The organism is Streptomyces sp. NPDC002324 (assembly GCF_053593335.1).
Genome location: NZ_JBSFCF010000002.1, coordinates 215,459 through 238,723 on the forward strand (window position 1 = coordinate 215,459; position 23,265 = coordinate 238,723).

Consider the following 23,265-nt stretch of genomic DNA (forward strand, 5'->3'; position numbering starts at 1 on the left):
CTCAGGACTCTCAGGACTTCCTGCCCCGGCCGCTCAACGCGTCACGCACCCGGTCGACGAGACCGGGGCCCGGCGCGAGGATCTTGTTGGCCCGGGGGCTTGGTGGAGGTCGCCGGATGGGGGCGGGCCGGGGCGAGTCAGCCATGTCCGTCGCTCCTCACCCGCGCGCCCAGGGCCACCGTGTGCCGGTCTGGACCTCTATGGGGGTCAGTGAAACCCTCGCGGCCCCGAACGCGTCGTATCGGCGTCGGTGAGTCAGTGCGCCAAGGGGATGTGGTCCAGGACACGTCCATTCCGTGGCCTGCGCCATTTCCGGGGGGACGGCGCGCGACTACGTTGTGCCACGCGTTCCCCAGTACCCACGGATGGCCCAGAGTGCTCGCAGACCTCTCCCCGCTCATCGCGGCGACCACCCAATGGCTGACGCGCGCCTATCCGGCGGGCGGCGGAGCCCTCGACGGCGCGCTCTGCGAGGCGCAGGCCCGACAGGCCGTCACCGTGGCCGCCCGGCTCCGCTATCCGACACCGATGGACGCCGCGCTCGTCGGTGTCGCCGGTCCGGGCGGCACGGCGCGGCTCGACTGGATCACCGGCTTCGACGAGGACCTGACACCCGAGGAGTACGCCTGGCGGACGTGGGTGGACGAGGTCGTGGCCAGCTGGGCGGCCTGTCTGCTCGCCGACCCCGAGCTGGCCCGTGCCGCCGTGGCCGCTCTTGCCGACTCCCTCCACTCGGCCGGTTCGCCCGCCGCGTACCGCCGCCTCCTCAGCCCCGACGTACTCGACCGGCGGGCCGCCGCGCTCCTGCGCCACCCCGACCTGCTCGCCCCCGTCGCGACGCTGCACCACGCCGGCCTGCTCCACACGCTGCGGCCGGGGCAGGCCCTGACGGCCTGAGCCCGCACGGGACACCGGCGGCGGCCTCGTCACCAGCGCAGCGGCAGCCCCGCGAGATGGTCGTCCAGGAGGCCGGAGACGATCCGGTGGTCGTGCAGCGAGGGATGCCAGTCGCAGCCCAGGTGATCGAGGCCGGGATCGTCGTAGTACCAGTGGCTGACCCGGCGGTCACCCCGCCGCACCCGCTCCTCGACGATCCGCAGGGTGGCCTCCGCGAACGCGGTGGTGTTCCAGAGGCGGGCGGCGGACACCACGAGGAACGTCCCACGCCCGTACCGGGCGCGCAGCTTGTCGAGGAACCCGTGGTAGGCGCTCTCATAGGCGGTGACCAGGTCGGCCGTCGTGCTCCAGCGTTCACCGGGATTGAGGGGCGTGGAGAAGTCGTTGATTCCGAGTCCGATCACGACGACGCGTGGACGCCAGCTGTCCGGCTTCCGCCAGACATCCCCCTCGACGTTCAGCAGGGCCCGGTCGTAGTAGGTGCGGAAGTCGGTCCCGGGCTCACCGCCGTTGTAGTTGCGGACCATTCCCCGGCCGGAGAAGGCGTTGATCTGGAAATCGGCGTCCAGCTTCCGCGCCGTCAGCGCGCCGAAAGCGAGATCCGCGTTGCTGTTCCGGTTGACCCCGCCGTTTCCGGAACAGTCCTGGGTGGTGGAGATATTGCCGTAACCGGCGGTGTAGGAGTCGCCGATGAATTCGATCTGCCTGTCGCGCGCCCGGGGTCTCGCGAGAATCGCGCCACCGGGCGCCGCGACGAAACCGCCGAAGCGGCCGGCCGCCCACGGGCTCTCGGTCCGCTTCACGACCCGCACCCGGTGTCCGCCGTCGGCCAGGCCGTCGATCCAGGAGACCGTCCGGCCCGGGGTGACGAGGGTGGTCACGGTCGCCCCGTCGACCTGGACGTCGTAGTCGTTGTCGGCGTCGTCGAGGACGACCCCGACCCCGGTCCCGTGGAACCTCCCCTCGAAGGAGACGCCGGGCCAGCTGTACGACACGGTCCCGTCCGCGGCCCGTTCGACCCGGCCGACCGTGTGGAACCGGGCGTCCGCCCGTGTCCCGGCGGCCCGGGCGGCGGGTGCGACGGTGGCGACGAGACCGGCGGCGCAGGCCGCGATCAACGTCCGTCGGGGTAACGGGCGGGGTGTCTGCATGGTCGTCCCTTCGACAGACGGGTGGGGGTGCGCGTGGGGGTGCGTAGGGGGGCGTAGGGGCGCGGAGGGAGTGGGAGCGCTCCCAGGGTGACGCGCTATCGAAGGTGGCCGTCACACGCACGGTCGTCAACCCCTTACGGCGACATCCGCAACGCGCACGCGCATCATGAGCTGCCGCTGCCGCCTCTTTCTCAGTGGCCTCGGCGTCGGCGGGCCGCCGCCAGTTCGTGGCGCAGTCGGCCCGGAGCCGAGTTCTCGCTGACGGCCTGCCGGAGGAGGTCGGCCTGGGAGGGGAGCTGGACGTGGTGGGTGTCGAAGTGTTCGACGAACTCCGGCAGTCACCGGCGCGGTCCTCGGCGGATTGTCCGCGCCGAGGTGTTCGGCGGGCTTGAACGACGTGTACGAGGCAACGGCGTTGCAAAGGCGAGGGCCGCGAAGGCGAGGACCGCGGCTACCGTCCGGACGGCGTGGGCGATCTGCCAGCGGTCCCGTACGTCGGTCCAGTTGGAGGGCGGGGACTGGGCGTTCCAGAGAAGTTGATCGGAGTTGATGGGCAGGTTGACGGTGAGCGTGAGGCCGAGAACGAGGACCAGGAGGGCGAGTGCGGCCACGGTCGGCCATCGGGTGCTTGTTCGGTAGGTCTGGCAAGCCAGTACCGCTGTGGCGATCAGGGCCGGCAGGAGTGTGACGACGGCGAGTTTGTCGAGGGAGTCGAGTTCGACCAGCCGGACCTGGGTGTAGACGGTGCTGTCGAAGCCGCGCAGTGAGAGTTCCAGGACGAGGACTGACGTGAGGAAACCGGCGAACAGTCCCGCGCATACGAGGCTGACGAAACGGGCGTACTTCGTCATGATCACGCTCTTTCGGGATGGGTGACCCGGGCGGCGAAGGGGCGGGCGGGACGGCCGAGGCGTCTTCTTGACTGTTGGTCACCGTCGCGGGTCGTCGCCCGCTTTCTCACTCGCAGCCCGGGTCGTGTGTGTGGCCGGTACGCGTCAGTTCGCGATTCCTACGACCTGCTCGATGGTGTCCGGCTGGTTCACCATCGCGAGCATGTGGTGGGCGACGTCGGCGCGTGGCACGGAGAACCCGCCCCGGATGTTGCGGTTCCACGCGGTCCGGTACGTGCCGGTCAGGGGCTTGTCGGTGAGCTTGGGCGGGCGCGACACCGTCCATTGCAGTCCGCTGTCGCGCAGGGTCTGCTCGGTCACGGCGAGGTCGGCGTAGTGCCGGCCGAACATCGCCCGGGTCAACGGGACTCCCAGGTGGCGCATGAAGAAGCCGTCACCGGGATCGTGCCTGGGTGGCGTCGGCCGGCCTGGCACCGGCACCGGTCCGACGGGTGCGGCGCTGACGATGATGATCCGCCGGACGTGCTCGGCCTGCATCGCCGCGACGATCGCCCGGGTGCCACGCGAGGTGATGCCCGCGTCCGTGCGCGGGTTTCGCGGGCCGAGCGCGGACAGTACGGCGTCGGCGCCGCGTACCGCCGCGGCGAGCGTCCGCATGTCGGGTCTGGTGAGGTCGACGGCGACCGTCCGGACGCCGCCCGGCAGCTCACGTGGGCGGCGGGCCACGGCGGTGACGTCATGCCCGCCGGCCACCGCCTGCTCGACCAGGTGCCGTCCGATACCGCCGGTGGCGGCAACGATCGTGAGTCTCATCGGGGTCCTCCTGCGGTGAAGGCGGCACGGTGGTCGTGCGCCCAGGTGGCGTACGTGCGTGCCGGGCGGCCCAGCAGCCGCCGCACGGTGTCGGTGGTGGGCCCGGCTTCGCGGGCGTAGTCGGCCAACGAGCCGAGCAGCCGGTCGGGCACCTCGTCGGGCAGGCCGGCGGCGAGCATGCCGCGGCGGATCTCGTCCGGTGCGGCCTCGGCGAACGACAGTGTCCGGTCGAGCGCCGCGCCGAGCGCGGCGACCTTCTCCGGCTGGCTCAGCGACTGCTCTCCGGTGAGCACGTACGTCCGACCGCGGTGCTGCGGGTGGGTGAGAGCGAGGGCGGCCACCGCGGCGATGTCACGCTCGTCGACGGTCGAGGTCCTCGCGTGCGGGTACGCCCCCCGCACGGTCCCGGTCGCCTGGATCTGCCCGGCCCAGGCCAGGGTGTTGGCGGCGAAATCGGCGCAGCGCAGGATCGTCCAGTCCAGGCCGCTCTCCTTGGCGACGTCCTCAGCCGCGTGGAACTGTCGCCGGAAGCGTGCGTGCCCGGCCGGGTACTGCACGGTCACGGCGGACAGCACGACCACCCTTGCCGCGCCCGTCTCGCGGGCACGGGCCACCAGGTCGACAGCAATGGTTCCGGCGGCACGCGGACTGAGCAGGATGGCCTCCACGCCGTCGATGGTGGGAACCTTCGCGGGGTGGACGAGCTGTGTTCCCGCGGGGAATTCGGCGTGCGGGTCACGGGTGACAGCGGCGATCTCCGCTCCCCCCTCGACCAGGAGGCGGACGGTTTCCCGGCCGACGACGCCGGTGGCCCCGGTGATCAGGATCATGACTGAACCCCCAGTGGGTGTGTCGATAATCGATCTTGCGCGGTGGGTGATCGCGGTTCGTGTCGCGGGAAGCCGTCACGGACGAGCCGTGCGCCAGGACCCTTGGCATGCGGCACCGAAACCTCCGGTCCTGCCCTGTCGGGCTGGTCGGGAGATCACTGGCTTTTACGGGTCTGCTTCACTTCCTGGTCGACGGCCCAGGCGTCGGCGACCGGGCCGAGGTGGCTGAGCTTGTCGGGGTTGATGACCGCGCGGATCGTCTGGATCTGCCCGTCGAGCGTGTCGAGGGCGAGGATGTGGAGGATCTTGCCGTCGCGGTCACGGAAGAGCGCGCCCGGCTGGCCGTTGACCTCGTGCGGTTCGAACGTGATGTCGATCCGGGCCATGAGCGGGTAGACGGTGGCGAGCAGCCTGGCCACGTTCTCGGCACCGGCGACGGCCCTGGCCAGCTGCGGTGCCTTGCCGCCGCCGTCCCCGATGAGCTGGACGTCGGCGGACAGCAGATTCTGCAGTCCGTCCACGTCTCCCTGCGTCAGTGCCTCGAAGAACCGCCTCGCCAGCTCCTGCCGCTCCTGGCGGTCCGCTTCGAACCGGGGCCGTCCCTCGTGCATGTGGCGGCGTGCCCGTACGAGCAGCTGCCGGCACGCCGCCTCCGAGCGCCCCACCGCGGCGGCGATCTCGGCGAAGCCGAAGGCGAAGACCTCCCGCAGCACGAACACCGACCGCTCCAGCGGACTGAGCCGCTCCAGTAGCAGCAGCGCCGCTATCGACACCGAGTCGGCCAGCTCCGCCGCGCGGGCCGGGTCCTGGTACGGATCGTCCAGCAGCGGCTCGGGGAGCCACGGTCCGACGTACTCCTCCCGCCGCACCCGGGCGGAGCGCAGCACGTCGATGGCAATCCGGGTCACCGTGGCTGACAAGAACGCCTTGGCCGACACGGGCCGGGTGGTCGAGGCGTCGTAGCGGAGCCAGGTCTCCTGCACCGCGTCCTCCGACTCGCCCACGCTGCCCAGGATCCGGTACGCGATCGAGAACAGCAGTGGCCGCAGTTCCTCGAACTCCTCGACCTTGCCCATGCCGACTCCCCCTTTGTGGTCTGTGTGCCCGGCCGGACCCGCGCCGGCGAGGCATCCTTCGAAGATCATTCGATGTGTGGACGGAGCAGACAACGCTCGTGCCGCGACCGCCCTGCCCTCCTTGACCACGGCGTCCTGGCCCCGGCGGGCCTGACCCGGGCCAGGGTGCGGTGGTGGTTCAGTGGAACTGGCCGACCTGGTAGTCGCCGGCCGGCTGCTGGGTGATGATGTTCAGCCGGTTCACCGTGTTCATGAACGAGACCAGCAGCACGAGGGCCGTGAGCTGCTCCTCGTCGTAGTGCTGAGCGGCGCGGGCCCACACGTCGTCGCTGACCCCGGTGGCCGCGTCCGCGACCCGGGTTCCCTGCTCCGCCAGCTCCAGTGCGGCGCGCTCGGCCGCGGTGAAGACCGTCGCTTCCCGCCAGGCCGCGATCAGGTTCAGCCGCACCGGGGTCTCGCCGGCCGCGGCGGCTTCCTTGGTGTGCATGTCGATGCAGACCGCGCAGCCATTGATCTGGCTCACGCGCAGCGCCACCAACTCCTGCGTCGTGGCCGGCAGCGGCGATTCCTTCAGCTCCCGGCCCACCGACATGAAGTACTTGAGGGCCTTGCCGGCGGCCGGGTTGGCGAAGTAGTTCAATCGCGCGTCCATCGTGTGCTCCTCCATGTTCGTCGATGCCTTCACCTCCAAGACGAGGCGGCCCTCACTCCTGTGACACGGAACGGTGTGACCCACGTCTCTCCGCTGTCTGGGTTCGGGCATGTCACAGGCCGAGTCGCTGCCTCGTCTCGGGTACGGAAGTCCTCGATCAGGGAGTTGATGATGAACGTCGCGCTGTGGATCATCGCTGGGGTGCTCGCCGCTGTCTGCCTGGTGGGCAGCTCCAAGATGTTCGTGCCGCAGGAGAAGCTGGCCGCGATGGGCTCCTCTGCGCAGTGGGTCCTGGAGTTCAGCCCCGGCGCTCTCAAGGCCATCGGCGCCGTCGAGCTGCTGGCTGCGGTCGGCCTGATTCTGCCCGCGGTGCTCGACATCGCGCCGGTGCTGGTGCCGCTGGCCGCCACCGGACTTGTTCTGCTGTTCGCCTGCGCGGTCACCATGCGTCTGCGCCGTGGCGAGAAGGCCACGATCGCCGGCGACCTGATCTACCTCGCCCTGGCCGCCTCCGTCGCATGGGGCCGTTTCGGCCCCGAGTCCTTCACCGGCTGACCACCGGCGCATATCAGTCGAGCGCCGAAGTGCCAGGCACACTCCAGGTGGTACGTACTGTCGTAGGGCGCTCCTCGCAGGCTCTCCGGCTCCCCTGCCCCGGCTCCCGGCTTCCCCCTTCCCCCGTTCCCTCGGCACCGTGGTTCGGTGACCCTCCTGACGCCCGTGTCGTCCCGCGAACCTCCGGCGGGAGCGACGTACCGTGGCCGCGCTGATGAGGGACAGTCGACCGATGGTGGCGCGATGTGCTGGAGTGCGACGGCCGATCTCGTGGCGGGTGCCGGTGTCGCGGCTGTCGGGGCGGCCTGTGTGGCGCTGGTGCGCAGCGCGCGGGACCTGCCGCTCGCCGCGCTGCCGTTGCTGCTGGGGGCGCACCAGATCGTGGAGGCGGTGGTCTGGTCCTCGGGCGGGGGAAGCGGAGCGGCCACCGTCGCCTGGGCCGTCATCGCACTGCCGCTGCTGGCCGTCTGGGTGCCCGCCGGCGTGTTGTGCGCGGCCCCGCCCTACGCCCGCACCCGGCTCGTCGTGCTCCTCGCCGTCGGCGTCGCGACCGCCGCGCTGCTCGGCCGCGGCCTCGTCACCGGCCCGGTGACGGCCGAGATCCGGGGCCACACCGTCGGCTACACGGTCGCCCTCTCCCACCCGGTGCTCCTCGTCACGGGCTACCTCCTCGCGACCGTCGGCTCCCTGCTCCTCTCCGGAGACCGGCGCCTCACGGTGCTCGGGATCCTGGCCGCCGTCGGTGCCTCGGTCTGCTGGGCCCTGTGGCGGCTGGAGTTCGTCTCGACCTGGTGCGCGGCCGCCGCCCTGTGCTCGGTGGTGCTCCTCGGCTGGGTGCGGGCCCGGCGCCGGAGGCCTTCCTCTCCACCGGCCCGGTATGCGGCCGCGGAGCATCGGCGGTCTGCGCGGGGCGACTGAGTCCGCGCGGGACGATCGAGTCCGCGCGGCTTCAGCGGCAGGCCTCCACCACGACACCGACGCTTCCGCCACCAGGATCGGCGAACGGTCCGGCCCATGCCGCGGCAGCCCGCCCCACCTTGCACTCCAGAGATGGTGAATCAATCATCCACTCATCTGTTGACTTTCGGCTGGTTCAGCCAGAGGATTTCGGAGGTGACACACACCGCCGCCGGGCCGCTCGGCCCGGTTCTCCCCGCGGCCCTCGACGAGGCAGCCCACCGCTGCCTCGTCGCGGGCTTCGACGGTACGACGATCGTCCCCGACACCCTGAAACGGCTCATCGACCGCGGACTGGGCGGGGTCATCCTGTTCACCCGCAACATCCGCGACGCCGACCAGGTGCGCGAACTCACCGGCACATTGCGGACGTTGCGGCCGGACCTGCTGATCGCCATCGACAACGAGGGTGGCGGCATCGGACACCTCGTGGCCGCGGACGCCCCCGAGGTGCCGGGCTCGTGGGCACTCGGAGTCGCCGACGACCCGACGCTGACCGCCGCCTGCGCCGACGCCCTGGCCGGGCATCTGCTCTCGCTCGGCATCACCGTCTCCTACGCCCCCGTCGCCGACGTCCAGAGCCGGCCCGAGAACCCGATCGTGCGCACCCGCGCCTTCGGCGGCGACCCGGAGCTGGTCTCCCGGCACCTGCGCGCCTGGATCGAGGCCACCGAGGCACGCGGCATGGCGTCCTGTGCCAAGCATTTCCCCGGTCACGGCGGTACGGTCACCGACAGCCACCACGAGGCGGCCGTCGACCCACGGCCGTACGACGGGCTCGACCTCGCACCCTTCCGGGCCGCCGTCGACGCGGGCGTGCCCATGCTGATGAGCGCGCATGTCGTCTTCCCGGCCCTCGACCCCGACCGGCCCGCCACCCTCAGCCCGCGCATCCTCACCGAGCTGCTGCGCGGCGAACTCGGCTTCGACGGCGTCCTCGTCAGCGACGCGCTGGAGATGAGGGCCATCGCCGACCGCTACGGCGAGGCCGCCGGCGCCCGCCTCGCACTCGCCGCCGGAGCGGACCAGGTCATCGTCGCCGTACCGGACCTGGAGGTCACGCTCGCCTGCCGGGACGCCGTGCTCGACGCCCTGCGCACGGGTGACCTCGCCGAGGAGCGGGCCACCGAGGCGGCGGCACGGGTGCGGCGGCTCGCGCTGCGGTACGCGGTGCCGTTCCGGCCGGGTGCCGTGGCCGCGTGGGACGCGGACGCCGGGCTCGTGGCGGCGCGACGGGCCGTACGACGCGGGGGTCCGTTGCCGCGGCCGGTGCCCGGCGCCCATGTCGTCGACTGTTTCCCGCCCCCGCACCCCGCCCTCAACTGGGGCGGCGAGGACCTCCTGACCGAGGTCCGCACCCTCGACCCGACCGTCACGGGGACGGCGGTGGCGGGGGCCCCGGACGACCCCGCGGCCGTCGTGGGGGAGGTGCTGCGGGCCGCCGAGGGGCGTCCGCTGGTCGTCGCCGTGTGCGATGCGGAGCTGCACCCCTGGCAGGGACGCCTGAGGGACGCCCTGCTGGCGGCGCGAGCGGACGCACTGGTCGTCTCGACAGGGTTGCCGGAGGAGGGCGGGGCGGTCGCCGCGCTCGGACGGGGGCGGGTGAATCTGCGGGCGGCGGCCGAGGTGCTGTCGGGGCGGACGTTCTGAGGGCCCTTCCACCCTGTCGGGTGCCGGGAGTGTCGCAGGCGCCGGGTGTGCCGGGTGTGCTGGAGGGGCCGGAGGTGCTGGTCAGCGCGTCGACCAGCTGCCGGGCACGGGTCTGCTCCCCACCGCGTACACGGCCACCAAGTCGCCCACGACGAGGAGCAGTTGGACCGTGTTCGAGGCTCCTGTGGTCAGGGCCACGCCGTAGCGGGCGGCGACCCCGGCGAGCGCCACCAGCGGGGCCCGCCGGCGCAGGCTCGGCGCGGTGGCCGTTCCGCCGCCACGGCCGGCGGCCGCAGCCGGTTCCGTAAGGTCTCCATGAGGGCTTGAGCCTATGACGTGCTCTCACCCCCTGCGTCGAGCAGTTCCGTGATCCCCCTCGTCGCGAGGTACGCCGTGTCCCCCGCGTGCTCCGCCAGGACGATCGCCGGGTGGGCGCCCTCCTGCCGTGCGCGCATCCAGGCGTCGAAGAAGGCGCCGCCGGGGCCCGAGACCGAGCGGGTGGACGGCGTGCAGTCGAGCACCAGCGCCCTCGTACGCGGAGCCGGTGGGACGGCGGCGGCGTGGATCTCCGCGACCGTCGTGGACAGGGCGTCCGCGATCGGCTTGGGACGGCCCCTGGAGTCGAACAGACCGAGTGTGTACTCCAGTTCGGGGAAATCGGCCAGGGAGCGGTCCACGTCGTGCGAGCACCACCAGGTGACGCCCCACAGGCGGGCGCAGCCGGCCGCGTTCAGGAGGGTCGCGCGGGCGAAGTCGGGGGCGTCGGCAGCCGGGATGTGCGGCTCGGGGGCGCCGGTCTCCTGGACCCAGACCGGGCGGGCCGGGTCGGTGGCGTACGCGGCCGCCAGCTCGGTGCCGTACTCGGCGAGATGGCGCACCTGGGGTGAGCGGGGCCCGTAGCGGCGGGCGCAGTCGGCGGAGAAGACCCAGGGGTGGACGGTGGTCAGGTCGCCCTTGCGGGCCGAGGCCTCGGGGGTGAAGGGGTGGTCGTCGCCGTACCAGGCGGCGTCGTACGCCGAGTGCGTGACCAGGCCGCGGCCCTCGCCGAGCCCGTCGCGCGCGGCGGCCAGCAGGGTGTCCAGGTAGTGGTCGACCTCGGCCACGGACACCGGGTTGTGCTCGACCATGTTGTTCAGTTCGTTGCCGAGCTGCAGGCCGATGAGGTGGGGGTGGCCGGAGAGGGCACGGCCGAGGGTGCGCAGCAGCAGTGCCTGGGCCTCGATCGCCCCGGGATCGGTGAAGACGTTGCGGTGGTGCCAGCTGCGGGTCCACTCGGGGTAGAAGTCGAAGCTGGACAGATGCCCCTGGACGCCGTCCACCAGGACGTCCAGGCCACACTCTCCCGCCAGGTCCACCAGCCGGACGAGCTGGTCCACGGCCGACGCCCGCACGAGGGCGCGGTTGGGCTGGAGCAGGGGCCAGAGGTGGAAGACCCGGACGTGGTCCAGGCCCAGCCCCGCGATCTGTGCCAGATCCTCGCGGGCGAGCCCGGGATCGAAGTCGTGCCAGGCGTGGAACCAGCCCCGGCGTGGGGTGTAGTTGACGCCGAACCGACGGGCGGGCGTGGCGGGCGTGGGCGTGGGCGTGTCGATGGTGTCCTCCTCGCGAGACGGATCCCGTCGGATCCCGTCGGATCCCGGCCCTGCCGGACCTTGTCCGGGGCGAATGTATCAACCACCATGGGGACCAATGAATAGTGATTTCAACCAGGCTTCCGTGACTGCTCCGATGTTCGTGGTGGGCCTCGACGCCGGTGGCACCCGGACCCGTGCCGTCCTCGCCGACCTGGGTGACGGGCGAGTCCGGGGCGAGGGCGCCGCAGGGCCCGGCAACGCGCTCACGGTGCCCGGGCCGGTGCTCGCCGACCATCTCGCCGAGGCCGTCGCGCGGGCCGTGCCCGCCGCGCTGCGGGAGCGCGTGGTGGCGGTGGCGGGCGGTTTCGCGGGGGCCGGCCACCAGGCCCAGGGCGCCGGGGAGCCCGGCCGGGCGCGGGCCGGGGCCGCCCTGTCCGCCGCGCTCGGCCGGCTCGGCATCACCACCGCGACGGTCGGTGTCCACAGCGACATCGAGACGACGTTCGCCGCGGCCCCCGGTCACCCCGCCGACGGGCTGGTCCTGGTGGCCGGCACCGGCGCGGTCGCGGCCCGGATCACCGGACGGGTGCCGACCGCGACCTCCGGCGGCGACGGCTGGCTCCTCGGGGACGACGGCGGGGGCTTCTGGATCGGCCGAGAGGCCGTACGGGCCGCCCTGCGCGCGGCCGACGGCCGCGGTGTGGCCACCGCCCTCGTCCTCTCCGTCGGCAGGGACCTCGGACTGCCCCCGGAGATCCTGCCCCCGGGGGGCTACGGAACCGCCGTCGCCGTCCCGTGGAGCAGCGAGCGGCGCACGGCCTACCGCGCCCGGCTGCTGCCCGCCGTCATGGACCGGTCACCCGTCCGCCTGGCCGACCACACGCCCGGGGTGGTGCGGACCGCCGACGACGGGGACGCCGTCGCGGCGGGCATCCTCCGGGAGGCCGCCCACCACCTGGCCGAGACCGTCGCCGCCCTGACCCCCCGCCCGGGCGAACCCCTGGTCGCCACCGGCGGTCTCCTCGCCCCGAACGGCCCCCTGCTCCCTCCACTGACCGAACACCTGACCCCGCACGGGCTCGCCGTCACCCCGGTCTCGGACGGCTCCCCGGGCGCGGTAGCCCTGGCCCGCCTCGCCCACGCCTCCGGCGCCTGAACCGTCACCGACAAGCCCCCGGCTCCGCAGCCTCCCCGACGCCGACAGGACGCCCCGATGCCGCGCAGGACCAGCCGCCCGCCACCCCCGCGCCGTCCCCGCTGACCGAACGCCTGACCCACCCCGCACGGGCTCGCCGTCACCCCGGTCTCGGACGGCTCCCCGGGCGCGGTAGCCCTGGCCCGCCTCGCCCACGCCTCCGGCGCCTGAACCGCCGCCGAGAGGCCCGCCGTCCAGCTACCCGACCCTGACCCCGGCCCTGCCTCCGACCCCGACCCCGACCCCGCCTCCGACCCCGCCCCCCACACCGACAAGGACGCCCCATGCCCCCGCAGGACCCGTCGGTCGTCCCGGCCGGCACCCCCGCGCAGCCCCGCTACCTCGACCCCGCCGCCTCGCTCGACACCCGCGTCGCCGACCTGCTCTCCCGTATGACCCGGCGGGAGAAGGTCGGTCAGCTCAATCAGCGGATGTACGGCTGGGACGCCTACCGGCGCACCCCGGGCGGGGGCTTCGAACTCACCGACGCCCTGCACGCGGAGACCGAGCGGTTCGCCGGGCTCGGCGCGCTCTACGGTCTGATGCGCGCCGACGCCTGGTCCGGGGTCGGTCACGGTCACGGGCCCGGGGCCGACGACAGCGCCGACCTCGCCGACCTGGTCCAGCGGCACGTGCTGGAACGCAGCCGCCTGCGCATCCCCGCCCTGTTCGTCGAGGAGGTCCCGCACGGTCACATGGCCCTCGACGGCACGGTCCTCCCCGTCAATCTGGCCGTCGGCGCCACCTGGGACCCCGCCCTGTACGAGCGGGCCACCGCGCACGCCGCCGCCGAACTCCGTGCCCGGGGCGGCCACCTGGCCCTCGTCTCCGCGCTGGACATCGCCCGGGACCCGCGCTGGGGCCGTACCGAGGAGTGCTTCGGCGAGGACCCCCACCTCGCGGCGCGCCTCACCGGGGCGCTGGTGCGGGGGATGCAGGGCACCCCGGACGCGGACGGGCCCTTCGCCCCCGACCGCGCTCCGGTCGTCCTCAAGCACTTCGCCGGCCAGGGCGCCACCGTCGGCGGCCGCAACTCCGCCGAGTCCGACGTCGGCCCGCGTGAACTGCGCGACATCCACCTGCCCGCCGCCCGCGCCGGAGTCCGCGCCGGCGCGGCCGCCGTGATGGCCGCCTACAACGAGGTCGACGGTCTGCCCTGCTCGGGCAACCGCGCCCTCCTCACCGAGCTGCTCCGCGACCGCTGGGGCTTTCGGGGCCTGGTCATGGCGGACGGACTGGCCGTGGACCGCCTCGCCCGCATCACCGGCGACAAGGCCTCCGCGGGCGCTCTCGCCCTGGACGCCGGGATCGACCTCAGCCTCTGGGACGAGGGCTTCACCCACCTGGCGGAGGCCTTGGAACGGGGGCTGGTGGGCGAGGCCGCCCTGGACGCGGCCGTCGCCCGTGTCCTGCGCCTGAAGTTCCGCCTCGGCCTGTTCGAGAACCCCTGGACCCCGCGCGCGCCTGTCCCCACGCACACCGGGCGCGCCCTCAGCACCGACCTGGCCCGGGCCTGCGTCACCCTCCTCCACAACCACGCGCACACCCTGCCCGTCAGCCCCTCGGTACGCCGTATCGCCGTGCTCGGCCCGCACGCCGCGACCACCGCCCACCAACTCGGCGACTACACCGCCCCGCAGCGCCCCGGGACCGGCGTGAGCGTCCTCGACGCCCTGCGCCGCCTCGCCCCGCCCGGCACGCACGTCCGCCATGCGCGGGGCGCGGCCCTCACCGGCGCCGACCGCACCGGCATCCCGGCCGCGACCGCCGAGGCCGCCGCGGCCGACCTGGCCGTGCTCGTGCTCGGCGGCAGCAGTGCCCGTACACCGGAGACGGAGTTCGACGCCAACGGCGCCGCGCGGACCGTCGTGTCCGAGATGACCTGCGGAGAGGGCGTCGACCTCGCCGGACTGCGGCTCGGGGAGGCCCAGTACGCGCTGCTGGACGCGGTCGTCGCGACGGGCACGCCGACCGCGGTGGTCCTGATCCAGGGGCGCCCGCACGTGGTGCCCGAGGCGGCGGGCGCGCTGCTCACCGCCTGGTACCCGGGCCCGTGGGGCGGCGAGGCGATCGCCGAGGTACTGCTCGGACTCGCCGAACCCGCCGGCCGTCTGCCGGTCTCCCTGCCCCGCTCGGCGGCCCAGCTCCCGGTCCACTACAACCACAAGGACACCGAGTACGGCGCCTACGCGGACGAGAGCGCCGAGCCGCTCCACTCCTTCGGGCACGGCCTGTCGTACACGAGCTTCGCGTACGGCACACCACGCCTCGCGGGGGCCGGCGTCGAGGTGGACGTCACCAACACGGGGGGACGGCACGGGCGTACGGTCGTCCAGGTCTATCTCCGGCGCCTGATCACCCCCGTCTGGCCGCGCACCCTCGAACTGTGCGCGTTCGAGGGTGTCGGCCTGGCCCCGGGCGAGCGCCGTACGGTGTCGCTGCCCTTCGATGTGCCCCCGCGGACCGGTGCCGTCGAGGTCCGCGTCGCCGAGTCGGCGCGGGCGGCGCTCACCGTCGAACCGCTGGTACTGGACTTGGGAGGGCGGCCTCAGAGCTTGACGGCTCCCGAGGACACCCCCTTGTAGAACCACCGTTGCGTGATCACGAACAGCACCAGCACCGGGACCACGGAGATCACCGAGCCCGCCATGACCATCCGCTGGTCGTAGCCGAAGGACGAGGACTGCAGTCGGGCGAGGCCCAGCGTCAGCGTGAAGTGGTCCTCGGTGCGCAGCACGATCAGGGGCCAGAGGAAGTCGTCCCAGGCACTGATGAAGGTGTTGATGGTGACGACGAGGATCGCGCCCCACGCGGACGGCAGATACAGATACCGGAACCGCTTCCACTCGCCCGCCCCGTCCAGCATCGCCGCGTCCTCGATCTCGCGCGGCACGGCGAGGAACGCGGCCCGCATGATCAGGACGTTGATGGCGGCGACGAAGCCGGGCAGCCAGACCCCCACCAGGTTGTCGACGAGGCCGAGGTCGCGGACGCTGAGGAACAGCGAGACCATGATCGACTCGAAGGGGAACATCATGGACGCCATCAGCAGCACCCACACCAGCTTGCGGCCCTTCCAGCTGGGCTTGGAGAGCATGTAACCGGCGAGCGTGGAGAAGACGAGCTGGCTGGTGACGGACAGTGCGACGATCACCATGCTGTTGCGGATGTACGTCCACACGGGGACCTGGTCGAACACCTCGCGGTAGGCGCGCAGGGTCGGGTCGCGTGGGAAGAGGGAGGCGTCGGCGCCGAACACGTCCTCGCCCACGCCCTTCAGCGACGACAGCAGCTGCCACAGCAGCGGACCGACGGTGATGCCGAGGACGAACAGCAACAGCAGGTAGCGGACGATGAGTTCGCGCGGCCGGCCGTAGTCCCGCCACCGCGGCATCAGGCGCCGTCGTCTGCCCGGAGAGGGTTCCACGGACGTCACGGCCGTCGTCATGACTCCTCCTCCTTCGTCAGGCGCTGTGCGAGCAGGGTCAGGCCCAGGGTGAGTACGAAGAGGGCGACGCTGACCGCCGAGCCGTAGCCGGCGTTGCCGGTGAGCGGGTCGAGGGCGACGTCCCGGATGTAGAAGGGGAGGGTGCGGTCGGCGCCGCCGGGACCGCCGGTCGCGCCGCCGAGCATGTAGATCTCGGTGAACACCCGCAGCGAGCCGATGCCGGTGAGGGTGCCGACCAGCATCATCGAGGTGCGCACGCCGGGCATGGTGACGTGCCAGAAGCGGCGGATCGCGCCCGCGCCGTCCACGGCGGCGGCCTCGTGCAGTTCCTTCGGGACGTTCCCCAGCGCGGCCAGGTAGAAGATCATGTACCAGCCGAGGCCCTTCCACAGCGTGAGCCCCATCGCGCACAGCAGGATCAGCCAGGAGTCGGACAGGAACGGGATCGCCGACCGGATGACGTGGGCCTTCTGCAGCCAGGTGTTGACCAGGCCCTGGTCGCTGAGGAGCCACTGCCAGCTCAGTCCGACGACCACGCTGGAGGCGAGGACCGGGGTGTAGAAGGCGGAGCGGAAGAAGCCGATGCCGGGCAGGTTCTTCTCCACCAGTACGGCCAGCATCAGCGGGAGCAGCACCATGAGCGGGACCACGATCAGCGCGTAGAGCACGCTGTTGCGGGTGGCGAGCCAGAAGTCGGAGTCGCCCAGCATCCGCGTGTAGTTGTCCAGGCCCACGAACGAGGCGGCGCCGCCGAGCGGTTTGGCGTTCGTGAACGACAGCAGGAGCGTGTTCAGGAACGGGTACAGACCGAAGACGGTGATGCCGACGATCGCCGGTGACATCCACAGCCACGGCAGCCACCAGCGGCGGTACAGCGCGGCGCCGCCCGCGTCGGCGGTGGGGCCGGGCCTGAGGGCCCGCGACAGGCGGCGCCGGCCGCTCGGTTCCCCGGGCCGGGGGGCGTGGGAGGCCACGACCCCCGGTTCCTCGGTGGGGGGAGAGAGGGTGGTCATGCTCAGCTGCCCTGCTCGACCAGCTCGTCGGCCTTCTTCTGGGCCTCGTCGAGGGCGTCCTGGGCGCTCTTCTTGCCCTGCATGGCCAGCTGTATCTGGGCCGTGATGGCGTTCAACTCACCGGGGGTGAGGGCGATCTCGTCGGCGGTGGAGGTCTTGCGGTCGCTCGCGACGATCTTGCGGGCCTCGGCGAACGGGTCGTCACCCTTGACCGACTGGAAGAACGGGTCGTCCAGGGAGGCCGTGGTGGAGGGGAAGATGACCACGTTGGGGTCCTTGGCCCACTCCAGCTGGTTCTGGGCATCGGTCAGGAATCGCGCGAAGGACAGCGCGGTCACCGCGTTCTTTCCGGTGGACGCGACGCCGATGTACTGCGGGGCGCCGACGGTGTGGCCCAGGTCGTCCAGCATGAAGCGGGCGACACCGGTCTTCTTGTAGACGCTCGGGTTGTTCTGCTGGATGAAGCGCAGGAAGTTGGGGTTCGTCGGGCCGTAGACCAGCTTGCCCTGGCCGTAGACGTTGGCCGGGTCCTGGGTGGAGGAGAGGGAGTCCCGGGGCATGCCGCCGGCCTTGTAGAGCTTGGTCATGGCCTCGACCCACCGCACGGTCCTCGGGTCGTCGGCGAAGGTGAACTTCTTGCCGTCGGGGGACAGGATCTTGATGCCCATCTGCTGCCAGTCGGCCGGGATGCGCAGCTGCGGGTTGGCGAGGAACGCGTAGTACTTGCCGTCCGAGACCTCGGCGATCTTCTGGGCGTCCTCGAACAGACCGAGCACGGTCGTCGGAGGTTCGGCCGGATCGAGGCCCGCCTTCTTCATCAGCTCGGTGTTGAAGGTCTGCACGATCCCGCCGGAGTACCAGGGCAGGACGCTGTGCACCTTCGTCCCCGTGGAGTCGGCGTACATGCTCGACTTCCACAGGTTGGGCACGAACGGCTCGCCGGCGTCCGGGGCCTTCTTGTCCAGGTCGAGGAGGTAGCCGTTCTTGGTGAGCGCGATCGCCGTGTTCACGTTGATGTTCACCACGTCCGGCAGCGTGCAGCCCTGCGCGTCCGCGACCAGGCGCTGGGTGAACGTGGCGTCGCCCGGGTCGTCGACCCACTTCACGGTGGTGTCCGGGTGGGCCTTCTCGAAGGCCTTGATGACGCCGTTGAAGTAGTCGCCGAAGTCTTTCTTCAGGTTCGTCGTCTGGAAGGTGATCGTGCCCTTGACGTCCCCGGTGAGCTTGCCGGAGCCGACGTTGCCCTTGTCCACCTTGCAGCCGCCGGCGGTGGCGTCCCCGCTGTCGGAGCCGCCGCCCGACAGGCCGCAGCCGGCGGCGGTGAGGGTGAGGGCGACGACGCCCACCACGCATCCGGTCAGTCTTCTCGCGCGCATGTTGCCTCCTGCGATCAGTCGGCTGCTGGTTTGAATCACCAACTTGGACTCCGATTGATGAAAAGGTGGACCAGAATTCATCGGAGGTCAATGGGTGACCGTGTTGCTTTTCGGTTCCGGGACGAGGGCGACCCGGTACCGGCCCGCTCAGTGCCGGTGCTCGTGGTCGGGGTGGGACGGGTCGCCCGGATGCTCGTGCCCCGGCGCGTACTCCACCCCGGCCCGCGCCCGGTCCAGCCAGTCGAAGAAGGCCTGCCGGCCCCTCGCCCGCCGCAGCTCCCGTACGACGCCGTCACGGACCTCGTCGTACGGCAGGAAGTCCTCCGGCCCCGCCCCGCCGTACGGGTCGACGCCGCGCCGCAGCGCGTCCGCCGTGAGGAAACGGTCCGGATTGCGGTCGTAGTAGTCCCGCACGGCCTGCTCCGGCACCCTCTGCTCGGCCTCCAGCGCCGCCAGCAGGGTGCGCGCGGCGGGGGAGTGGGCGAGCGCCACCGCGATGATGCTGCCCAGGCCGGCGACCTCGGCCCCGGCCACCGCGAGCGCCGGCGCCCCGTCGGGCGGCACGAGCCCCCGCGCGGCGCAGGCCCGCCGGGCCAACTCGTCCGCCACGACGACCTGCGTCGCCCACCGCCGCCGCTGCCGCTCCGCCCGCGCCCGTCCCTCCGGCACGCCCTCCCGGTCCCGTGCGGGGACGGCCTCCAGCACGGCGTCGACCCGGTCCCGGGAGACGGCCTCACCACCGACGAGCGCGGCGGGTCCGCCAGGCGGCGCGTACCCGCCGTGTCCCGCTCCCGTGGGTCCGTCCGGGGGTGCGGGGACGTCGTGCGCCCGGTGCGCCCTCACGGCCCCACCTCCAGTGCGACCGCCTCCGAGTACGCCACGCACCCGTGCCAGCCGGCCTTCACCATCAGCCAGTACGACCCCGGAGGCACCGCCGAGCCGTCCACCTCGACGAAGCGGTCCGCGTGCTCACCGGGCGCCAAGGTGAAACCCTGCAGGCCCGGTCCGACGCCCGCCCAGGTGCCCCAGGACGAGACCGTCCACAGGGCGCCGCTCACCGGACCCCGGGTCGTGTTGCGCACGCCCACCCGGACCCGCAGCCGCTCACCCCGGCGCACCTCGACCCGGTCCACGCCCAGTTCCATCACGACGCCCGGCCCGGTCCGCCCGTCGGGTTCGCCCTGTGCCGCCTCGCCGGGCACGTCGAGCGCGATCACGTCCTCGAAGGTCTGCCCGCCGTACGTCAGCCGCGCGGCGAGCGCGTAGCGGCCGGGCACCGGGTCCGGCGGGGGCGTCACGGTGACCTCGCCGAGCGAGAAACCGCCGGGGCCGAGCGCGTACGGCAGTTGGGCCGGCTCCACGCTCCAGCCGGGCGGCCCCGTCAGGGCCACCGTGCCCGACACGGGCGCGTCGGTCAGCTCGGAGGAGACACGGACCGTCGCGGTCACCGGCCCGTCGACGCTCAGCGCGTTCGGCGAGAGGTGGACGGCCACGGGCATGTTCCCCCGGGGTGCCGGACCGGAGTTGTGCAGCCAGTACCGGGTGTGCACGGGCTGGGCGGGCTCCCGCGCGCCGACGCCGGGCCCACCGCACCGCGTGGCCTGCGTGGCGGCGCCGGGCCGTGTCTCCTGGGCCGCGGCGACCGGCGTGGCCAGCACCGTGGCCACCTCGAACCCCGTCAGATCCAGCTCCAACGCCCCGTCGGCGCCGGGGTCCAGAGCCTCGCCGGGCCGCTCCAGGACGTCCGCCCGGCCGCCCCCGGCCCACGCCCTCGGCCCCGTCACCCGCGCCCGCACCGGCCGCCCGTCCACCTCGTGCGCCCGAACGACGACCCCGCGCGCCGGGTCCACGGGCGCGGTACCGCCCCGGGCCAGCGGCGACCCGGCCGGCTTCAACGCGTCCAGCAGCACCCGGCCTTCGGGTTCCAGGGCCAGCAGGGCCACGGTCCTCGGCAGGCCGGCCGGCGCTCCGGCGGGCTCCCGCAGCCGGGCCGTGAGCGGGTGGTCGGGCTCCCGCAGCCGCCCGGTGAACGGATGGTTGAAGGCGTGTCCCGCGCGCGGCCAGCCCAGGTCGCGCCAGTCGCCCTCCCCCGCGACGACCGCGTACGCGAAGGTGTGCGACCAGCGCTGGAGCTGGAAGCCGGAGCCGTCGGGGGCGGTGCGGCGCGGCGGGTCGACCCAGATGCCGGAGGGCCAGCCCGTGCAGGAGCGCATCAACGACATGTACAGGTCGCCCGAGGTCGTGACGACACACCCCGGCGTGCCCCGGTTGAGGACCGCGAAGCCCCGACCGTCCCAGGCGTCGCCCGGCGGCAGTGCCTCGCCGCCCCCGGCCGCCGTGGCCCGTACGGTCGCGTCGTCCAGGTCGGCGACGAGCGCGTCGACGGCCTTCGCGTCGTCCTCGGGGCGGGCGCCCGCCACCACCAGCAGCGGCAGCCGCTCCAGGTCGCGCAGGTCGGCGCCCGGCACCCACTCCTCGCGCAGGGAGGCGCGGGGGGCCACCCACACCGACGCCAGGCCGTCCGCGGCCAGTTGCCGGCGCAGTTCCCGGGCGGCGGCCGGATCCCAGCCGAGGGCCTCGGCGACCAAGGGGTTGCGCTCGGGTCCGCCGACCGCGATGCGGAGGTCCGGCAGGTTGGAGTCGACCTCCAGATCGCCGTAGCGGGGGCCGCCCGCGATCGTCGAGGTGGCCGTGACACCCGAGCGCACCAGGGCCGCCGCGAGCGGGGTGCCCAGTTCACCGGCGCTGTCCCAGTCGCCGAAGATCAGCTCGGCGACGCCGATGGACCGGTGGCCGAGCAGTGCGCCGGTGTCGTCGTGGACGGCCACCCGGGCCGTGGACCCCAGCCCGAACCAGGTGTTCGCGGGGTTGTCCAGGGTCCACGGGAACCGCTCGCTGTCCACGTCCACGAAACCGAAACCGCGCCCGACCACCGCGTCCGCGACCTCGTGCACAGGCAGCCCGCCGCGCACGTCCGAGGGCCAGCGCACCCGGATCAGCCGGTCGGCGCCGTCGAAGCCGTCGAGGGTCGTCGTCACGTCCAGCCGGTCGACGCCCGCCCAGAGCGTGAGCCGCTGGGTGTACCGGAACAGGCCCAGATCGGCGCGGACGGTGATGCGGGAGCCGGCCGGCGAGTGCTCGACATCGATGTCGGCCGTCACGCCCCGGCTGCGGGCGGCGGTGGTGCCCGTCGGCGTGAGGTGCCAGGGGCCCTCGCCGAAGCGCGGGTGTCTCGGGTACTCCTCCTGCACGACCAGCTCGTTGCCGATGTCCCCGGCGCGCAGCAGCTCCCGGCCGCCCTCGCCGCCGGCCCCCGCCTCGGTGAGCGCCCGCAGACCGCTGACGCCGCCGCCGCGCGCGGGATCGACGGTCACCTCGTAGAACTCGTTGCGGATCGTCGTGCCCTCGCCGGCCGTCCAGCCGGCCACCGAACCCTCCGCCAACGCCAGCGCCTTGAGGCCCATGCCGGGCACCTCCGGCACGACGACCGTGAGTTCGCCGTCCTCGGTCACGGCCGGCAGCGGCAGTCCGGTGTGGTCCAGCGGGACGCGGCCGGGGTCGGCGACGGTCAGCACGTCCCGGCGCTGCCAGGTCGCGGGGTTGAGGACGACCAGGTCGGCGCCGTCGCCGGGCAGGGGCACGACGCGGTCGGCGAGGGCCTGGGTCACGTCGGCGTGCACCTCTTCGGCCAGGTCGTACAGCTCCCGCCAGCCGGTGAGCAGGTCGATGTACACCTGGTCGGACTCGGAGCCGGTGATGGCGTCGTGGTGGGCGCCGTAGACCAGCTGCCGCCACGCCTTGTCGAGGGCCGCGTCCGGGTAGGGGTGCCCGGTGGTGAGGGAGGCGAGGGTCGCCCAGGCCTCGGCGTCGGCGAGCAGCGCCTCGCCGTACCGCTGGGCCTGCTTGGTGTCGATGTAGGAGACGTCCTTGCCGGTGTACACCGGGTTCATGTCCCGAGTCTGCGGGGACGCCGTGCGCCCCTCCCGTTCCAGCTCGGCCCGTACGGCGGTGAAGAAGTCCCGGGGGACGCCGCTGACGAAGCGGGGCCAGACGTACCGCTCGTTCCAGTCCCGGTGGATGCCCATCACCCAGCGGCACGGCGGGGCGTAGTCGCCGCCGACCGGCAGCAGGACGTTCCGGGTGAGCGCGACCTTCTTCAGCCCCCGGAAGAGCTTGAGCGCGGCGGCTTCGGCCTCGGGGAGCGTGGGCGCGTTGTCGATGGCCCAGCCGGCGCCGTAGTGGTTGACCATGTACGCAGTCAGCAGGCCGCGCCCGCTCGGGGCGATCCAGCTGAACTCGGCCGGGAACTGCATCCGCCCCGGATCGCGCGGCTCCTCGCCGAACACCGACAGGGCCGGCCCCCACTGGTGGTACGGACCGCGCGCCCAGGAACTCGACGTGAGCCCCGCGTCCGCCATCAGCCCCGGGAACTGCGGGTCGTGCCCGAACGCGTCCAGCTGCCAGGCGGTCTCCGGCGAGGCCCCCATGATCCCGCGCTGGAAGCCGTCGCCGTACAGGGCGTTGCGTACGGTCGCCTCGGCGCCGGTGAGGTTGGTGTTGGGTTCGTTGTAGGTGCCGCCCATGATCTCGACGCGGCCGGTGCGGATCAGCTGCCGCAGGAAGGCCCGCTCCTCGGGGAAGGAGTCCCAGTAGGGCTTGAGGTAGTCCACCTCGGCGAGCACGAAGGTGTACGCCGGGTCGCGCCGGGCCAGGTCGCAGTGGGCCCGCACCAGGCTCATGCCGCTCTGCCCGCGCGAGTCGAAGGTCCGGGCGGGCAGGCCCGTGACGGACGGGTCGTCGGCGACGTCCCAGGTCTCGGTGTAGGCGGCCTGGGTGTTCCACCAGACGGGGTCGTAGTGGAAGTGGCTGACCATGAACATGGTCCAGCCGGGCTCGGCGGCCGTGAACCCGGCCGTCCGCCGGGCGACGTCGTCCCCGTCGGCGGCGGTGACGGTGATCTCGCGGCGGTCGCCGGCCGCGAGGCCCTCGGCGGCCACCGGTATCTCGGCGCGTACGGTCCCGTCCCCGCCGACCACGACGACGGTCTCCCCGGCGGCGCGGACGTCGGGACCCTCCACGCTCAGCCGGACCGGCCGGCCCGGGGTGTGCTCGACCTGCACGGCGACCACCTGGAGCGGCTGGTCCTCCGTCCCGACGTAGAGCTCGGTCGACTCGGCAGAGATGACGCGCATGAGGCTCCTACGAGTGCTCGGCGGAGCCTCATCCT

20 protein-coding genes are annotated in these 23,265 nt (G+C 72.9%); 6 read left to right on the plus strand and 14 right to left on the minus strand.

Going from position 1 to position 23,265, the window contains the following annotated elements:
• Positions 1-10: 10 nt before the first annotated feature.
• The gene (locus ACWCRJ_RS03990; protein ID WP_450937777.1) at positions 11-145 is read right to left on the minus strand and encodes a hypothetical protein; all 135 of its coding nucleotides are present in this window, start codon (positions 143-145) and stop codon (positions 11-13) included.
• A gap of 230 nt (positions 146-375) precedes the next feature.
• Between ACWCRJ_RS03990 and ACWCRJ_RS03995 the strand changes: the two genes are divergently transcribed.
• Complete coding sequence (locus ACWCRJ_RS03995) at positions 376-897, plus strand: hypothetical protein (RefSeq protein ID WP_450937778.1); 522 nt, start codon at positions 376-378, stop codon at positions 895-897.
• 29 nt (positions 898-926) lie between these two features.
• Here ACWCRJ_RS03995 and ACWCRJ_RS04000 read toward each other — a convergent pair whose 3' ends face one another.
• The 6 genes from ACWCRJ_RS04000 to ACWCRJ_RS04025 all read right to left on the minus strand — a co-directional run bounded on the left by ACWCRJ_RS04000 (position 927) and on the right by ACWCRJ_RS04025 (position 6,270).
• Complete coding sequence (locus ACWCRJ_RS04000; protein ID WP_450937779.1) at positions 927-2,048, minus strand: SGNH/GDSL hydrolase family protein; 1,122 nt, start codon at positions 2,046-2,048, stop codon at positions 927-929.
• Positions 2,049-2,386: 338 nt separating this feature from the next.
• Entirely contained in the window at positions 2,387-2,899 is a 513-nt protein-coding gene (locus ACWCRJ_RS04005) for an anthrone oxygenase family protein (protein WP_450937780.1), read from the minus strand.
• A gap of 144 nt (positions 2,900-3,043) precedes the next feature.
• Positions 3,044-3,712 carry an NAD(P)-dependent oxidoreductase gene (locus tag ACWCRJ_RS04010; RefSeq protein ID WP_450937781.1) on the minus strand — a complete coding sequence of 223 codons (669 nt, stop codon included), beginning with the start codon at positions 3,710-3,712 and terminating at the stop codon, positions 3,044-3,046.
• Positions 3,709-4,542, minus strand: a complete 834-nt coding sequence (locus ACWCRJ_RS04015) for an NAD(P)H-binding protein (protein ID WP_450937782.1) — start codon at positions 4,540-4,542, stop codon at positions 3,709-3,711. The genes ACWCRJ_RS04010 and ACWCRJ_RS04015 overlap by 4 nt, the downstream gene beginning before the upstream one ends.
• Positions 4,543-4,697: 155 nt before the next feature.
• Complete coding sequence (locus ACWCRJ_RS04020; protein WP_450937783.1) at positions 4,698-5,618, minus strand: RNA polymerase sigma-70 factor; 921 nt, start codon at positions 5,616-5,618, stop codon at positions 4,698-4,700.
• 178 nt (positions 5,619-5,796) lie between these two features.
• Positions 5,797-6,270, minus strand: a complete 474-nt coding sequence (locus ACWCRJ_RS04025; RefSeq protein WP_450937784.1) for a carboxymuconolactone decarboxylase family protein — start codon at positions 6,268-6,270, stop codon at positions 5,797-5,799.
• Between the two features lie 171 nt (positions 6,271-6,441).
• Here ACWCRJ_RS04025 and ACWCRJ_RS04030 point away from each other — a divergent pair, with 171 nt between their 5' ends.
• The 3 genes from ACWCRJ_RS04030 (at position 6,442) to ACWCRJ_RS04040 (ending at position 9,432) form a co-directional block, all read left to right on the plus strand.
• Entirely contained in the window at positions 6,442-6,825 is a 384-nt protein-coding gene (locus ACWCRJ_RS04030) for a DoxX family protein (protein ID WP_450937785.1), read from the plus strand.
• Between the two features lie 243 nt (positions 6,826-7,068).
• The gene (locus ACWCRJ_RS04035; protein ID WP_450937786.1) at positions 7,069-7,743 is read left to right on the plus strand and encodes a DUF6629 family protein; all 675 of its coding nucleotides are present in this window, start codon (positions 7,069-7,071) and stop codon (positions 7,741-7,743) included.
• A 195-nt stretch (positions 7,744-7,938) separates the two neighbouring features.
• Positions 7,939-9,432, plus strand: coding sequence for a glycoside hydrolase family 3 N-terminal domain-containing protein (locus ACWCRJ_RS04040; protein WP_450937787.1), 1,494 nt, complete (start codon positions 7,939-7,941; stop codon positions 9,430-9,432).
• Positions 9,433-9,513: 81 nt separating this feature from the next.
• On the opposite strand, the gene ACWCRJ_RS04045 is transcribed toward ACWCRJ_RS04040, so the two are convergent.
• Together ACWCRJ_RS04045 and ACWCRJ_RS04050 are read right to left on the minus strand one after the other, a co-directional pair.
• Positions 9,514-9,663 (minus strand): hypothetical protein, encoded by a 150-nt coding sequence (locus tag ACWCRJ_RS04045; RefSeq protein WP_450937788.1) that lies wholly within the window; start codon positions 9,661-9,663, stop codon positions 9,514-9,516.
• A 98-nt stretch (positions 9,664-9,761) separates the two neighbouring features.
• Entirely contained in the window at positions 9,762-11,024 is a 1,263-nt protein-coding gene (locus ACWCRJ_RS04050; RefSeq protein ID WP_450938145.1) for a glycoside hydrolase 5 family protein, read from the minus strand.
• A 136-nt stretch (positions 11,025-11,160) separates the two neighbouring features.
• On the opposite strand from ACWCRJ_RS04050, the gene ACWCRJ_RS04055 reads away from it, so the two are divergent.
• Both ACWCRJ_RS04055 and ACWCRJ_RS04060 read left to right on the plus strand, forming a co-directional pair.
• Complete coding sequence (locus tag ACWCRJ_RS04055; protein WP_450938146.1) at positions 11,161-12,162, plus strand: BadF/BadG/BcrA/BcrD ATPase family protein; 1,002 nt, start codon at positions 11,161-11,163, stop codon at positions 12,160-12,162.
• Between the two features lie 323 nt (positions 12,163-12,485).
• Positions 12,486-14,786, plus strand: coding sequence for a glycoside hydrolase family 3 N-terminal domain-containing protein (locus ACWCRJ_RS04060; RefSeq protein WP_450937789.1), 2,301 nt, complete (start codon positions 12,486-12,488; stop codon positions 14,784-14,786).
• Here the strand turns inward: ACWCRJ_RS04060 and ACWCRJ_RS04065 are convergent.
• From ACWCRJ_RS04065 to ACWCRJ_RS04085, 5 genes are all read right to left on the minus strand, one after another.
• The gene (locus ACWCRJ_RS04065) at positions 14,750-15,649 is read right to left on the minus strand and encodes a carbohydrate ABC transporter permease (protein ID WP_450937790.1); all 900 of its coding nucleotides are present in this window, start codon (positions 15,647-15,649) and stop codon (positions 14,750-14,752) included. The two genes, ACWCRJ_RS04060 and ACWCRJ_RS04065, sit on opposite strands and share 37 nt — an antisense overlap.
• Positions 15,646-16,662, minus strand: coding sequence for a carbohydrate ABC transporter permease (locus ACWCRJ_RS04070; RefSeq protein WP_450937791.1), 1,017 nt, complete (start codon positions 16,660-16,662; stop codon positions 15,646-15,648). Before ACWCRJ_RS04070 ends, ACWCRJ_RS04065 begins: the two co-directional genes overlap by 4 nt.
• Positions 16,663-16,664: 2 nt before the next feature.
• A complete protein-coding gene (locus ACWCRJ_RS04075; protein ID WP_450937792.1) occupies positions 16,665-18,038 on the minus strand; it encodes an extracellular solute-binding protein in 1,374 nt (457 codons plus the stop codon).
• 147 nt (positions 18,039-18,185) lie between these two features.
• Positions 18,186-18,881: a peptidyl-prolyl cis-trans isomerase gene (locus ACWCRJ_RS04080; protein ID WP_450937793.1), complete on the minus strand. Its 696-nt coding sequence runs from the start codon at positions 18,879-18,881 to the stop codon at positions 18,186-18,188.
• Positions 18,878-23,230, minus strand: a complete 4,353-nt coding sequence (locus ACWCRJ_RS04085) for a glycoside hydrolase family 38 N-terminal domain-containing protein (RefSeq protein ID WP_450937794.1) — start codon at positions 23,228-23,230, stop codon at positions 18,878-18,880. The genes ACWCRJ_RS04080 and ACWCRJ_RS04085 overlap by 4 nt, the downstream gene beginning before the upstream one ends.
• Between the last annotated feature and the right edge of the window lie 35 nt (positions 23,231-23,265).

Coding starts and splice junctions, on each gene's coding strand:
- ACWCRJ_RS03990 (WP_450937777.1), bottom strand. CDS start 145: ATGGCTGACTCGCCCCGGCCCGCCCCCATCCGGCGACCTCCACCAAGC.
- ACWCRJ_RS04000 (WP_450937779.1), bottom strand. CDS start 2,048: ATGCAGACACCCCGCCCGTTACCCCGACGGACGTTGATCGCGGCCTGC.
- ACWCRJ_RS04005 (WP_450937780.1), bottom strand. CDS start 2,899: ATGACGAAGTACGCCCGTTTCGTCAGCCTCGTATGCGCGGGACTGTTC.
- ACWCRJ_RS04010 (WP_450937781.1), bottom strand. CDS start 3,712: ATGAGACTCACGATCGTTGCCGCCACCGGCGGTATCGGACGGCACCTG.
- ACWCRJ_RS04015 (WP_450937782.1), bottom strand. CDS start 4,542: ATGATCCTGATCACCGGGGCCACCGGCGTCGTCGGCCGGGAAACCGTC.
- ACWCRJ_RS04020 (WP_450937783.1), bottom strand. CDS start 5,618: ATGGGCAAGGTCGAGGAGTTCGAGGAACTGCGGCCACTGCTGTTCTCG.
- ACWCRJ_RS04025 (WP_450937784.1), bottom strand. CDS start 6,270: ATGGACGCGCGATTGAACTACTTCGCCAACCCGGCCGCCGGCAAGGCC.
- ACWCRJ_RS04030 (WP_450937785.1), top strand. CDS start 6,442: ATGAACGTCGCGCTGTGGATCATCGCTGGGGTGCTCGCCGCTGTCTGC.
- ACWCRJ_RS04035 (WP_450937786.1), top strand. CDS start 7,069: ATGTGCTGGAGTGCGACGGCCGATCTCGTGGCGGGTGCCGGTGTCGCG.
- ACWCRJ_RS04055 (WP_450938146.1), top strand. CDS start 11,161: ATGTTCGTGGTGGGCCTCGACGCCGGTGGCACCCGGACCCGTGCCGTC.
- ACWCRJ_RS04060 (WP_450937789.1), top strand. CDS start 12,486: ATGCCCCCGCAGGACCCGTCGGTCGTCCCGGCCGGCACCCCCGCGCAG.
- ACWCRJ_RS04065 (WP_450937790.1), bottom strand. CDS start 15,649: ATGACGACGGCCGTGACGTCCGTGGAACCCTCTCCGGGCAGACGACGG.
- ACWCRJ_RS04070 (WP_450937791.1), bottom strand. CDS start 16,662: ATGACCACCCTCTCTCCCCCCACCGAGGAACCGGGGGTCGTGGCCTCC.
- ACWCRJ_RS04075 (WP_450937792.1), bottom strand. CDS start 18,038: ATGCGCGCGAGAAGACTGACCGGATGCGTGGTGGGCGTCGTCGCCCTC.
- ACWCRJ_RS04085 (WP_450937794.1), bottom strand. CDS start 23,230: ATGCGCGTCATCTCTGCCGAGTCGACCGAGCTCTACGTCGGGACGGAG.